The sequence below is a fragment of the Mesorhizobium sp. ORS 3428 genome, assembly GCF_001854785.1.
Taxonomy (GTDB): Bacteria; Pseudomonadota; Alphaproteobacteria; order Rhizobiales; family Rhizobiaceae; genus Mesorhizobium.
Map to the genome: position 1 here is coordinate 1 of NZ_MDFL01000187.1, position 13,297 is coordinate 13,297.

General features: G+C 58.7%; 11 protein-coding genes. 5 read left to right on the plus strand and 6 right to left on the minus strand.

Annotated features, from left to right (window positions below):
* On the plus strand, positions 1–359 hold a 359-nt coding region (locus ORS3428_RS30720), incomplete at its 5' end, for a Ulp1 family isopeptidase (protein WP_244508158.1).
* A 371-nt stretch (positions 360–730) separates the two neighbouring features.
* Here the strand turns inward: ORS3428_RS30720 and alr are convergent.
* Both alr and ORS3428_RS30730 read right to left on the minus strand, forming a co-directional pair.
* Positions 731–1,897 carry an alanine racemase gene (alr, locus tag ORS3428_RS30725; protein ID WP_083355368.1) on the minus strand — a complete coding sequence of 389 codons (1,167 nt, stop codon included), beginning with the start codon at positions 1,895–1,897 and terminating at the stop codon, positions 731–733.
* Positions 1,898–2,112: 215 nt separating this feature from the next.
* Positions 2,113–2,520, minus strand: coding sequence for a MucR family transcriptional regulator (locus ORS3428_RS30730; protein WP_071102025.1), 408 nt, complete (start codon positions 2,518–2,520; stop codon positions 2,113–2,115).
* Between the two features lie 259 nt (positions 2,521–2,779).
* On the opposite strand from ORS3428_RS30730, the gene ORS3428_RS33710 reads away from it, so the two are divergent.
* Complete coding sequence (locus ORS3428_RS33710; protein WP_071102026.1) at positions 2,780–3,079, plus strand: hypothetical protein; 300 nt, start codon at positions 2,780–2,782, stop codon at positions 3,077–3,079.
* A 2,113-nt stretch (positions 3,080–5,192) separates the two neighbouring features.
* On the opposite strand, the gene ORS3428_RS30745 is transcribed toward ORS3428_RS33710, so the two are convergent.
* The 4 genes from ORS3428_RS30745 to nodB (ORS3428_RS30760) all read right to left on the minus strand — a co-directional run bounded on the left by ORS3428_RS30745 (position 5,193) and on the right by nodB (ORS3428_RS30760) (position 9,648).
* Positions 5,193–6,401, minus strand: a complete 1,209-nt coding sequence (locus tag ORS3428_RS30745; RefSeq protein ID WP_071102028.1) for a beta-ketoacyl-[acyl-carrier-protein] synthase family protein — start codon at positions 6,399–6,401, stop codon at positions 5,193–5,195.
* Between the two features lie 2 nt (positions 6,402–6,403).
* The gene (locus ORS3428_RS30750) at positions 6,404–6,652 is read right to left on the minus strand and encodes an acyl carrier protein (RefSeq protein WP_041000590.1); all 249 of its coding nucleotides are present in this window, start codon (positions 6,650–6,652) and stop codon (positions 6,404–6,406) included.
* Between the two features lie 1,139 nt (positions 6,653–7,791).
* Positions 7,792–8,703, minus strand: a complete 912-nt coding sequence (locus ORS3428_RS30755) for a LysR family transcriptional regulator (protein ID WP_071102029.1) — start codon at positions 8,701–8,703, stop codon at positions 7,792–7,794.
* A 255-nt stretch (positions 8,704–8,958) separates the two neighbouring features.
* Positions 8,959–9,648, minus strand: coding sequence for a chitooligosaccharide deacetylase NodB (gene nodB, locus ORS3428_RS30760; RefSeq protein ID WP_071102030.1), 690 nt, complete (start codon positions 9,646–9,648; stop codon positions 8,959–8,961).
* Positions 9,649–10,900: 1,252 nt separating this feature from the next.
* On the opposite strand from nodB (ORS3428_RS30760), the gene ORS3428_RS30765 reads away from it, so the two are divergent.
* The 3 genes from ORS3428_RS30765 to nodC all read left to right on the plus strand — a co-directional run.
* Positions 10,901–11,491, plus strand: coding sequence for a NodA family N-acyltransferase (locus ORS3428_RS30765; RefSeq protein WP_071102031.1), 591 nt, complete (start codon positions 10,901–10,903; stop codon positions 11,489–11,491).
* Complete coding sequence (gene nodB, locus ORS3428_RS30770; protein ID WP_071102032.1) at positions 11,488–12,147, plus strand: chitooligosaccharide deacetylase NodB; 660 nt, start codon at positions 11,488–11,490, stop codon at positions 12,145–12,147. The genes ORS3428_RS30765 and nodB (ORS3428_RS30770) overlap by 4 nt, the downstream gene beginning before the upstream one ends.
* Positions 12,148–12,163: 16 nt before the next feature.
* Positions 12,164–13,297: chitooligosaccharide synthase NodC (nodC, locus tag ORS3428_RS30775; protein ID WP_071102033.1), on the plus strand; the 1,134-nt coding region annotated here is incomplete at its 3' end.

Below are 13,297 nucleotides of genomic sequence, written 5' to 3' on the forward strand. Positions count from 1 at the left end.
CCGACTTCCTGTTCCTGCCGGTGAGCAATGCCAGCGCTACCGATCCTGAACGCCGCGGTACTCACTGGTCGCTGCTGCTGGTTGATCGACGCGAGCGGGAAAGGCCGGTTGCCTATCATTACGACTCCTACGGCCGGCTCAACGCCCAGCCCGCGGCACAGCTCGCACGACGGCTGGGAGCCCGCCTGGAGCCCGCCCGTATCRCCCAGCAGCAGAACGGTTATGATTGTGGGGTCTTTGTGCTTGACGGCACGAGGGCGCTRGTCAGCCGACTGGGGCAAAGGCGGCAGCCAGCCGGGCTCAACCTCGACAACCTCATCATCGATCGGCAGGCACTGCAAGACCGACTGCGGGGCTGATGTCGGCCTCTGCTGGTCAAAAAGCGATATACCGACCGAGGTGTTCTGGAATCCAGCTGATCACGGAGCCGCTGTGCGCCATCGCTAAAGCTCGCACGAAGAGGTCGAGCTTCAAATGTAATGAATTTCAGTTCCAAATTTGATTTAGGGCTGCCCACCTAGGAGATCGGTCATCAGCCGATAGCTTTCCGCCCATGTTTGATTCTTCTTGCCACGATCGCAGGGCTGAGAGCCTGCGTGCAAGCTACCGRACTTGCACGGGTCCGCTTTATTTCGGAGGGCCTTGGGGAGGAAGAAGCCTGTCGCCTGCCCACTTAGTGGATGCGTTGCTCTGGAATCACCCACTCTCGATTGTTGTGCTCTTATGAACCTCAGACATAGACGCGTGGAACGTGGTCCCGGAGCTGAGCATAAAGCCCGACGATGTCGGTGCCCCACCAGGTGGCGACCTCGTACTGTGTGATGGTCTGCTCTCCCTGCTGCCCGAGCAAGAGCACCTGATCGCCGAAACAAGCATCGGGGACATCCGTGAGGTCGATACGGAGATGTTCTAAATGAACCGGCGGCAGCAGAGGCGCWCGCCGGCCTCTCACCAGTGCCTCAGCGCCGGGCGGGAGCTGGCGTGGCAGCCCGTCTCCCCAACCGATACYGAGCACTCCGACGACCATTCCTTGCTGGTAGCCAGGCAGGTCCGGCGCTGTCCCGAGCGAGGAGTCGGTCCGCTTGATTGAAACCAGAGAGCTCGAAATGGCCTTAAGAGCCGGCCGCAGGGCGACAGGCCGGGCGGAAGGATCCGTCTCGGAGACACCAATGAACAAGGCGCCGGGATCGACGGCRTCGAAATCCATCTCAGGGTATCGAAGCACGCCCGCCGTGCTCGCCACCATCGCAATGGGAGGTCGTGTCCCCGAAGCATTGGCCGATTGAAGAATCTGCTGCAAACGTGAGCGCTGTTCGCTTAGGTGGAAGGGCGTCTTCGAAGGCAGTTCGCTGAGATGCGCATAAAGCCCTTCGACGTCGACATCGTCATAAGCATGGGCGGCCGCGAGCAATGCCCCGACAGCCGACGGCGCTGCCCCCGACCTGTAAAAGCCAAGATCAACCTTGACAAAGACCCGCGTGCTGTCCATCKCGGCCCGCCAGCGTTCCAGTTCCTCGAGGCTGGAGATCGTGACCGTAAGCCCGAGCCGTTCGATGATTTCGGCCGATGACGGTAGAGGTCCTGGATAGAGCAGGATTGGAAGCTCGACTCCCATATGCCTTATCGCGACCGCATCCGGCAGCGCAGCGACGCCGAAGCCGTCTACCCCCTCTGCAGCCAGAGCTGAAGCCACTGGTYCGGCGCCGCAGCCATAACCGTTGCGCTTCAGGCATGYGAAAATCCGTACTGCCGCGGGCAGGTGTGCGCGAAGCTGGCGATAATTGTGCCTGATCGCGTCTAGGTCGATCTCGTACCAGCTGCCGCGCAGCGGCGTGCGGTGGGGGTCAGAGGCGGCGGGTGGACCGCAATGTATCAGTGTCTGATAGTCAAGCTGCATAGCAAAAACATGAAAACAATCCCGAGAACGTCGATTTACCAAGTCTTTCCGAGGCTGTCCAAGTGTTGATGATAGGTTGGTTCCTAACCGCGCTCGGGAGCATTCCACCCCTCAAGGAGGCATTTAACCATAGAGGGCAAGGCCATCAGTGTTGGCAGGCCCGCATGCCCTCAGGAAGCTTGCGGGTCTCTCTCGGCGAGCGCCGCTTTGGCTTGTCAGGTAGTCTTGCGGCCAAGTCCCATTGACTTGGCAAGCGAAGAACGTGCGGCGGCGTAATTCGGGGCCACCATCAGATAGTCAGCCGGCAGGCCCCATTTGGCGCGGTATTCATCCGGCGTGAGGCCATAGTGAACGGAAAGATGCCGCTTCAGCGACTTGAACTTCTTCCCGTCCTCCAAGCTGATGATGTAGTCCGGCGTGACGGACTTCCTGATGGGCACAGCTGGCGTGAGAGCTTCCGGCTTTTCCGCCGCGCCGCTGCCGGCGCTCTTCAACGCTCCATGCACTCGATCGATCAGGGCCGGGAGATCTCCGACCGGGACTGGATTGTTCGAGACATAGGCTGAGACCACCTCGGCGGTCAGCTCGATGACGGCGCTGGTGTTGTCGTCGGTTTCTTCCATCGCGGTGCACTCCTGGCCTAAAGCAATGTCGCCGAAGCTCTCCGTTTTTTAACGGTGGCGCGGCATGGACGCAACGAAGTCCGCGGGTAACGGGGTCGGGTTGAGGGGCCACGGAGGCTTCTGCCACCAACGGCCCGGGAATCGCGGGATTATCGCCGCCCTCGCGGGCTCGACAAGGTCATGAAGTTTATCGGACCTGGGTCCGCTTTATCATGGTGTCGGGTTGCGCGATTGTCGGCGCTATGGACAAAGGTGAGCGATGCGCCAGACGAAGAAGGCATTGCCTTTCGTGCCGAGCGAATTTCGCACTTCGACACTCGAGGATTCCAAAGGAATGATTGACATTCTCTCGATTCACACCACCGAAGGCCTGTTGGATATCGCGCTTGACGCGCACGCTGCCTGCGCGAACCTGAATGCCATCGGTTCGATCCGATCGAAACTGGGCCTGCATAAAGAAAGCCCGGTCGTAAGCCGGGCCCAGGAGTTAAACGGGAACGCAAGGGCCAACCGGAGGGATCAGCCGTCCCTTAGCTTGCATCCGCATCATGACGGCTGAATGAAGTCTCGCTAGGCAATACTTTGCGGTCGCCGCCTCGGCCAAGCGCAAACGCCTCGAACCCTGCGGCGTGGGTGAACTGGACAGCAGCCGATCAGGTGAGGCGAAATCGGGAACCGCGGTTCCCGGCGAGTGAGCGCTTAACGAATCTCCCGATTCTTGGGGCGAATGGGTCCCTCCTGTCACGGGCCGAGGTTCCCGGCACGGTGGGCTGTGCAACATGTGTGGACGCATCGCCCGCAAGGGCGCGGTCTCATAGGTCTGCGAATATGCACTGAAAACGAGATGGCGGGCCGACCTAACTTGGTGGTCTCCGGCAATCGCGCAGCCGCAACAGCTGCCGCCGGGCTGAGTAGCTTCCTTCGGAAAGTCTTCCGCCAACTTCAGTGACGTGTGCACGGAGGGCAGGGGCGGCTCGAGCCATCCATCCGGCGGGAGGAGAAGAGTTATAAGAATCGGATGGCGACGCGAGCCGCAGCCGAGCCCTATCGCGAACTGTCCGGCGATGACAAATTACGAAATGTAAAGGCCTTCATTTGAACTTGATCTGAACGAATGCTGCCCGGTGAAATTGGCCCGGCCCCCCACGGCCTGGAAGCCTCCCACTTTGCCGCCTATTGCTGGACCAATCCGAGATCAGTGGCAATAGCAGCCGTCCATCCGATCTAACGTGGGAGCTGTTGGACGGTTTTGCCACCCCTATCTCTGAGCCGAAGGGAATTCGGTTGGCTTTTAAGACAGCCACGCAGCAATCGTTATTGCCCATTGCGTTATGCGATTACAAGGACGGCTACGATCGCCTCCGAGCTCGTGGACTTCTGAGGGTGACCGCTTAGTCGTGGCCATACCAGACAGAGTGACCCAACCAGATGTAGGAGGAAGCGATGGGCAGGATCCCAAGCTTGCACCGAGCGCGGCGCTCAGCCAACCTCACCTCCTCAAAAGCTGAATTCTATTCTTCGCCGAATGAGCGATTGCGAGGTTCAAGCGCTCTCCGCCGAAGACTTTGTCTTTGTCCGCGCCGCCGAAGGCTCGGTCGGCGCTCCCGCCGGCCGAGATGGGGTCCTTRCCARCACGGCMGTCGAACCGAGCATTACTTTGGAGAAATCTAGGATTAAGTCGTCACCGCTACTGCCGGACGCGGTATTAGCTGCGGGCCTAGCTTCGATGGGCTTTGCCACCGCATTGCTCCTCATGATTGATTTCATCGCACACTTGTGTCGCTGGTCGAATTTGTAAAATCGATTGATTGGATAGAATGCATTCACTCGCTGGATGCCCTGGGGTAGCGCGCCATATCACACGCTGGAAGCTGGGTGGCTCCTCGCGGGCTTGCCCATCGTGTAGGCCGGAAACGARCACAGCGCTTCAAGGCCCCAGTCGACCCGAATGCAATGGCGGCCACCCAGCTCGGTCTCGATTCATGCCATGCCGTGCCGGCAGGCGTTCCCCAATCTGCTCCGACGCTGGCCTCACAGGCAGCAACCGCGGCACGGCTGGCACCTCTCAGCGGGAAAGCTCTACCGTCGATTGAGCCTATGCGCTGCTCGATCGTGCGAATGAGCGCGGGAATGCCGTCAATRTCGGTGAGATCGTCTGGGAACGCGGCAGCCTCGATGCCAGTGCGAGCGAGTTCGATAGCCTTCTCGTCCAAACCGTTGGGCAATAGCCCGTGCCGGCGCTTACAGGAAGAAATTTGGYATTGAACCCACAGTGACGCCACCCACGATCAACCCGGCGTTCTACAGGACCCCGACGAGCGGCGAATTCATGACGCGAGTGGAGAGATCACCTCCGGTTGCTGTGCTGATGGTTACAGGGGCCGCTAACCGCGATTGTGGGATGCGCCGACGAAGAGCCGCGGCAAAATGGCTACGCTCGTTATCGATACCGCGCAAGAAATCGGCCGGGCATCCATGCGGACACCCGACCGAGTTGCCTGAGCTGATAAGCCCATTCGCATCCAGGAAGCGCCAAGCACTTTTACCGRATCTGCTCTCCAGGGCTATTTCTTGACCGCTGCCGCGAGTTCGTAGTTTGCTCCGAGATCAGGGCAGCGACRACGAACCACTTCACAATTGGCCGCAACAAATATCATCATGGATCCAAACAATCACGCCGCCTTGATGGCCAACACCGCATTGGTGCCCGCGAACGCAAAACTATTGGAAAGCGTCACCTTGACTTTCCGCTCCCGCGCCAGGTTGGGGGTAACGTCTAGATCGCAATCTGGATCTGGTTCCTCATAGTTGGCGGTAGGYGGTACGATGCCATGCCGAATTGCCATCACGCAGGCGATCAGCTCCAGAGCACCCGAGGCCCCGAGGCAGTGGGCATGCATCGATTTTGTCGAGGATACCGACATTCGGTAGGCGTGGTCGCCGAACGCTCGTTTAATTGCTGCGGTCTCRATCTGATCGTTTGGCTTAGTGCCGGTGCCGTGAGCATTCAGGTAATCGACCTCCTCCGGGACCAGACCCGCGTCGGCTAGACAAGCGCGGATCGCCGCCTCGGGCCCCTCAATGGTCTGTGCCGCGATGTCGAAAGCATCGGCCGAAAGGCCCACACCGGCCAATTCCGCCAATATTTCAGCGCTTCTGGCGCGGGCATGGTCGTAACTTTCTAAGACTATCATGCCTGCGCCTTCGCCGAGAACAGCGCCCTGCCTGTTCGCGGAAAAAGGCCGGCAAGTGTCAGGCGATAGCACTCGCATAGCCTCCCACGATTTCACTACTCCCCAAACCAATGGCGCATCGGCGCCACCTGCCACCATCACATCAGCGCGGCCCGACCTGATTTGGTCGACGGCGGAGGCAATGGCATGGTTAGAGGAGGAACAAGCCGAGGTGACGCCGTAGACGGGACCGCGCAGTCCAAGGTCCATGCTGACATGTCCAGCAGCGGCGCCCGGCATGACCTTGGGCGCGGTGAAGGCCCCGGTCCTCTTTCTGCCATCGAGCAGCATTGCTCGGTAATCTTGCTCAATCGCCTCCCATCCGCAGACGCCCACACCGACCGTCGCACCCAGGCGATAGCGGTTTTTGTCAGACGCGGTYAGCCCTGCTTGCTGCACTGCTTCGCGAGCGGCAAGCACTGCAAGCACRCTGACCCGATCCATCGAAAGAATTTGCTTACGCTCGATCTCATGCTGAGGAAGATTGCGGATCGCGCATCCCGTGYGCGCGGTGATGTCGTGCAGGGAGGGACTGCTCAACACGCCGATTGCTGAACGGCCTTCGCACATGGCGGCCCAGATATCGGCAGCACAGCTGCCGAGCCCACAAATCCCGCCTATGCCGGTGATAACAACGCGCTTGTTCATCGTCATTGCTCATTAAGCGCACGGACGGCTTCGACCACGCTGCCCACATTCTGCAGATTGCTCCAGGTGTCAGCAGTGTCCGTTTCGATYTCGATCCCRTATTTCGTCTCAAGACCAAACAGGATGTCCGCCATTGCCAACGAATGGATGCCCAAATCAGTCAGCTTCGCCTCAAGAGTGATGGGATTCGCATCCGGTTCAGCGTGTTTGCAGATCTCCGCTAGGATTTCGGTCGGAAGCTGGTCAGTCATTCAATCCTTTCACCTCCCGTCTGGCGGCCGACCATGAATCTCTCGATGACTGAAACGAYTCATCGTCCAGCATTGTTGATGCAAAATTTCGCGCTAGTAGGGAAATCGATAATTTGGATAAAATCCATTCAAGAAGTGGATGGCGTGCCTATAGACCAGAGGCGGACTCCGAGCTATTTGTTTGCGACCGGAGCCAGGTTGGAATAGCCGTCCAGCATCATCGGAATACGCATTTTGAAGAGCGTCGTTCACAAATCGCATTTTCTTGTACATGTGATGTGCTGGAATTTCAGGACGCCGGAAATAGTGTCGCTAGTCGAAGGTGAGCGATGCTTGCTCGAAGGGCGGTATTCGTAAAGTCTCCGGCAATGCTGGCGTCGATCCTCCGAGCCTGTGAGTATCGCGCGCGACGCACCTTAAGGCCCTGCAGTATTGAACCGATACACCAGTCGCGCAGCGTCTGCCGATCCATCCCGGCGATCCGCGCCGCATCGGCTTAGCTCATCGCGTCCAGGACCGCCGCRATCGACAAGAGCCGACTGCCGTGCCGCRCATCTTCGAAACGCGGGCAAGTCGGCGAAGCTCGCTCGCCGGATAGTCCGTCCGCAATTCCACCGCTGATTCCTATCGCCGAATCGRCAACAAATTGCCGTCGATCGCGCTTGAGCAATTCTTGAACCTGCAGCACCAAGTGGGGAAGCCGCATTTCCGAGTGGCCGCTCGCAAAACCACACCCGTACGCCGTGTCATGACCAGGAACGGCACCGGCGCCCCAGGGCGTCCAGCACCCGGCTCAACGTGGCCTTATCGACATCGCGGTCGACCCGAATGCGCAGCGACCAACCAGCTCGATCTTGATTCCGGCCATGCCGCGCCGGCAGGCGTGCCGACGGCAGTTCCCCGATCTGCCCGTCGCTGGCCTCACAGGCACCAACGGCAGCAGGGCTGCCTCCATTCGGCGGGAAARCTCTTGCGCCAGCGAACCGGCTGGCTCGTATTGATCTGCGGCCCGCGCCAGGCAGGGAACCGGCAAGTGTCCAGTTGCGCTCGTGGCGAACCTGACAGGCGGCCACTCGCCGCAAAGCACACCGCCGAAACGCTGAGCAGCCAAGTTGTGCAAATCATACCGCAGCCTTCGACTATGGCACTAGGCGGGATGCCTCCTCCAACAAAATCTTCCGCATCCAGATGCTTGCCGGATCGCCATTGTGAAGCGCAGGCCACTGCATCGACAGAGTGAATGCCGGCAATGGGAGCGGAAGTTCGACGACGCTTAGCGGTAGCGTTTTTGCGAAATGCTCAACCAGCCTCAAGGGCATGGTCCCAATGCGACTGGTGCCCGGTAGYATCAGAGGGATCATGCTGAACCCCTGCACGACCACCTCGGCCCGCCTCTTGAAGCCATGCTCAATCAAAAACCACTCGTCAATGGATGGCTTCAGCGAACGTCCAAATCTGGCCACTACGTGGCCCATTGACATATATTTCTCGAACGTGAGCTTTTTCGACAGTTCCTTGTTTGTCCGACAGCCCAGGCAGGCGAGTGTATCGTCGAAAAGCTTCGCCTTTGGATGCCCGTTTAACAGGAACAATTCAGGGAGTAACAGAAAATCGGCTTTACCGCACCGGAAAAGTTCTTCCAGATCGTCAACGGGAGGCATAAGTTCGAAGCTGACGAAAGGGGCTTCTCGCGCAACACGGTCAATGACCCTCCGAAAGAAAATGATCGTCATGTAATCGGAAAGCATGACCCTAAAACAGCGATCGGATTTCCGCGGATCAAAATCCTCCCAGGAAATAACCGAGAGCTGTATATGCAGCAGCGCCTCGCGAACCGGCGAGGCGAGTGCCTCGGCTCGCGGTGTCGGAACGAGTTCACGGCCTTTCATTATAAAAAGCTCATCGCCAAAATAGYCGCGCAGCCGGGCGACAGCAGCGCTCATGGCTGGTTGGCTAAGGTGGATACTGCGAGCCGCCGCTGTGAGGTTGCGCTCATTCATCAAAGCATCGAGCGCGACAAGGAGGTTCAGATCAAGACCCTTAAACCGCATTCCAATTCCAATCTAGCGCATGGATCTGGCGACCGTTCTCGCGGGCACTCGCCTGCGCCCCCTTTCCTTATGCGCGTCCCGGCAAGCCTCCCGCGCGCACAGAAGGCGCCCTGGTTTCGACAAGGCCAGCGACCATTGGGGCRCATGGTCGACGCAATGGGCGCACCGTCAGTAGGYGGCGCGAACCCCCGACCAAGACGAAAGTCATCGCTGCGCGGACACTCGCCGCAAATCGCCTGGCGTAGATAACAGCGGTCAAAGCGCGGGGTCCGCCAGCGGTACGTTCCAATCAAAGTGAGGAAGCGAGTGGATTTGGAATCCGCGCTCAAGTAAAGCAGGGATTAGACGGGATACCGCGGTGACCGTCTGATCGCGCAGACCTGCACCAGATACGTCGATCAATTCGTCGGGAGGAAACCCGTCGTGTAAGCGTACGATTGCGCCGGGCTTCRCCGATTCCAGGACCGCATCGACGATCGTGTCCACCCCGGGGCGAGACCAGTCGCGCGGATCAACCGACCATTTGATAGCTGCCAGTTCAGCGATGGCGGAGGCGGCAAAGACCTCTTCGGTCCAGTTCCCGTATGGCGCGCGCACGTGCCGAACTGACGCTTGAGGGCAAGTCATCATAATAGCCGCATTTGCGTCAAATATTTCACGCTGCACTTCATCGAACCCGCATCTAGACAGGTCCGGATGAGTCATCGTGTGGTTGCCTACCTCRTGCCCTTCCGCGACAATTCTTTGAATTAGCTCCGGATGGCGCAAGGCATAGGTGCCAATCACGAAGAACGTGGCCGGGACCCGATGTTCGGCGAGCAGATTCAGGATCTGCGGTGTGTAATGYGGGTGAGGACCGTCGTCAAAAGTCAAATAAATACTGCGGTGGCCGATGCAGTCGTCGCACTCACTGAGCACGTCCCATAACCAGTCGGAATGTATCATTGGCTCTGGTCCGTTCCGGTCGATTGTCGCTCCGGCCGGYCAATCGGACGTTGAACATTTAACCGGTGTAACAGCGACAGCTGCATTTTGKGGCAAATCGGGTCGCGCATTTTGARGGTTGCCCCGACGTCGAGTTGAGCGCCAGCTTGGTCCAAGCCTGCCTCCGTTACTTCGGTCGCGAGGGGGTCGACAGCGCCGAACTTAGTGAAACGGCAAAGCCATATGGTGCATGCCAGCTTTTGATCTGGATTGGGTAGGAACTTTTTCAGATCCGTTTTTTCCCGGCCCCGGTTTGTATGTCGCTCCCAATTTGAGTTGATGTCGGATCACGTGAATGCAGGATTCGAAGAAATCAGTAAAATTGATTGATTGGATAAATGCCATCCGCGCTGTGGATTGATGCCGCACGCTACGATCAGTAAACCGCCTCGCACGGCGGTCGGCAGTTCCCCGAGACGTATTCCGGCGCTAACCTAAGCATCGGCGGCTCACCATTCTCGCGCGCTCCTGGGCTTGCGCGATAGCGGGTAGACGCGGTGCCTTTCACAGCAGAGTCGCGCACCGGTTGAGAAGTCTTAGTCTAGCTTCCGCGCATTAACCGCTCGGTGCTCGGCCACCCTGGCAAAACCCAGGTGACGGCGTGTCACGGGAGAGCCGGAACTCGTGTTCCGCCTTCCTCATGGGACCACAATGGGCGCTCCTGCGGCCCCGGCACTCGAAGCCGCCTGTCGCATTTTCTGCGGGCGAGGCATGGATTCGCGAGCACAAAGCACGTTGCCCCTCAGCATCGTGGCCATGCCCTCGGTGGCGGGAATGAGCGTGTCATTTTCCACCGCCGGTTCAACGCGGTCTCGATCAAATCTGCTCTTCGCGCGCAGTCCTGTTGGCTGCGGGGAACCTCACGGCGCCGGCGCACARCACCAACTTTGGCCAGCCGATCATAAGCGCAGCCATCGTCAGGACCCGTGAAACGCATCATAATATCCACGGAATGAATAATTGGCATTCAAACAATCGATTTTACCAATCGACGGCGGTGCTGCATTAGGAGCCCGAAATGAAGGGTATCGCTCATGAAGGACGTCAAGTTTTGAGAGAGTCCATCAGCGCTRCAACTTCGTCGTACGAGGTTCTGCCAGTTCAATTGCTTCGTATCGCGATCGCCGACGGCAGCGTCTGAACTCGCACCAGATCACGCGACGCCGAACGCGTGATGCGTGCCCTCGGGAAGTATCGGAAAAGGAGTCTTTGTATGCGCTCTCAGGTGCGGTGGAGGCTGTGCTGGGAAAACGAGTTGCAACTTTCCGACCATATCGAACTCGCCGAATTCTTTCGAAGGACCTACGGACCGACCGGCGCCTTTAATGCCAAGCCGTTCGAAGGCAGCCGAAGTTGGGCCGGAGCTAGACCTGAGTTCCGTGCGATTGCGTATGACTCGAGCGGTATTGCAGCACACATGGGCTTGTTGCGCCGATTCATCAAAATCGATGGCGCTGATCTGCTCGTAGCGGAACTCGGATTGTACGGGATTCGTCGGGATCTCGAGGGGCTCGGTATCAGCAGTTCATTGCGTGTCGTGCGTCCCGTGTTGCAGGAACTCGGGGTTCCATTCGGCTTCGGCACGGTTCGGYCAGCGTTGCATAAACACGTTGCAAGATTGGGGCGAGGCGGTCTGCTGGTCGTCAAGTCGGGCATTCGCGTGCGCTCTACCCTTCGGGACGCGCTTCTCGACAAACCGCCAACGCGCATAGACGACGCGCTCGTCGTTGTCTTGCCAGTTGGACGTCCGATCTCCGATTGGYCCGCCGGCGAGATGATTGATCGGAACGGAGCAGAGCTTTGAGYCACCTCAACTGCTTGTCCGAAGTGTACAGCGAGTGCGCTAACGGTGCCGGCCAACCTAGCGTCTATTTGACGTTTGACGACGGCCCTCATCCGTTTTGYACACCGAAGGTGCTCGACGTGCTGGCGCAACACAGTGTGTCGGCGACTTTCTTCGTCATTGGCGCCTACGCGGCAGACCAGCCGGCACTGATCCAACGAATGATCACGGAAGGGCACCAGGTAGCTAACCATACGATGACCCACCCTGTTCTGTCCGAGTGCGAACCYGGCTTAGTGCAGCGCGAGATCTTCGAGGCGAACAGGGCCATCAAAGCGGCCTGCCCTCGAGCCGCGGTGYGGTACATGCGCGCTCCTTATGGCATCTGGACCGAACAAGTGATCGCCTCTGCGGCCAGCATTGGGCTGTCGGCTGTCCACTGGTCGGCAGATCCGCGAGACTGGTTGAGTCCCGGTGTCGATGCAATCGTCGATGCAGTGCTGGCCTCCGTCCGGCCTGGCGCAATCGTGCTCTTGCACGACGGGTGCCCTCCTAACGAGATGAAGCCGGGCAGTGACGCCGGCTTGYGAAGCCAAACCATCCTGGCCCTCTCGCGAATAATTCCAGCGTTGCACGACCGCGGCTTTGTAATGCGCTCGCTTCCCCAACAACACTAAACGAACCAAAGATCTCATGGACCTTCTTGGCACAGTCAGCACTGGCACCATCTCGTGTTATGCGCTGCTCTCGACCACATATAAGAGCATGCAAGCCGCTTATGCACGGCCGGCAAGCGTTTCATCAGTCTCGGACAACCTTACCAGTCCCCATCTTTGGCCGAGTGTGGACGTCATCATTCCTTGCTACAACGAGGACCCGCGCACACTCTTCGAGTGTCTCACGTCGATTGCAAACCAGGACTACGCCGGAAGACTGCGAGCCTATGTTGTCGATGACGGTTCTGGGAACCGGGACGACGTTATGCCCGTTCACGAGAGCTTCGCGCGCCACCCGAACTTCAACTTCATTCTGCTCCCCAAAAATGCCGGAAAGCGCAAGGCACAAATCGCCGCGATACGCCGATCATCTGGAGACTTGGTGCTCAATGTCGACTCGGACACGATGCTAGCGTCCGATGTTGTCACAAAGCTTGCGCTAAAGATGCAAGATCCGGGGATCGGCGCAGCCATGGGTCAGTTGACGSCCAGCAACCGGGGCGAGTCCTGGCTGACCCGATTGATCGACATGGAGTACTGGCTGGCTTGCAACGAGGAACGCGCAGCGCAGGCTCGCTTCGGCGCCGTAATGTGCTGCTGCGGCCCGTGTGCCATGTACCGTCGATCCGCACTCCTTTTGCTACTGGATCAGTATGAGACCCAGACATTTCGGGGAAAGCCAAGTGACTTCGGCGAAGATCGCCATCTTACGATCCTAATGCTGAAAGCAGGCCTACGCACTGAGTACGTCCCGGACGCCATCGCGGCAACAGTCGTTCCAGAAAGCCTAGGGCCTTATCTGCGCCAACAACTCCGGTGGGCGCGCAGCACTTTCCGGGACACCTGGCTTGCACTGAATCTGCTACCGGGGCTCAACCGCTTTCTAACATTGGACGTGGTCGGACAGAATCTCGGACCGCTACTACTCGCCGTATCGGTGCTAACAGGCCTCGCGAAGTTCGTACTGATGGGCACCGTGCCATGGTCGACAATCCTAATGATTGTATTCATGACCATCGTTCGCTGCAGCGTGGTGGCGCTTCGTGCTCGCCAACTTCGATTTATAGGCTTCTCTGTCCACACATTCATCAACGTCTTTCTCTTGCTCCCC

Coding starts and splice junctions, on each gene's coding strand:
- ORS3428_RS33710 (WP_071102026.1), top strand. CDS start 2,780: ATGCGCCAGACGAAGAAGGCATTGCCTTTCGTGCCGAGCGAATTTCGC.
- ORS3428_RS30730 (WP_071102025.1), bottom strand. CDS start 2,520: ATGGAAGAAACCGACGACAACACCAGCGCCGTCATCGAGCTGACCGCC.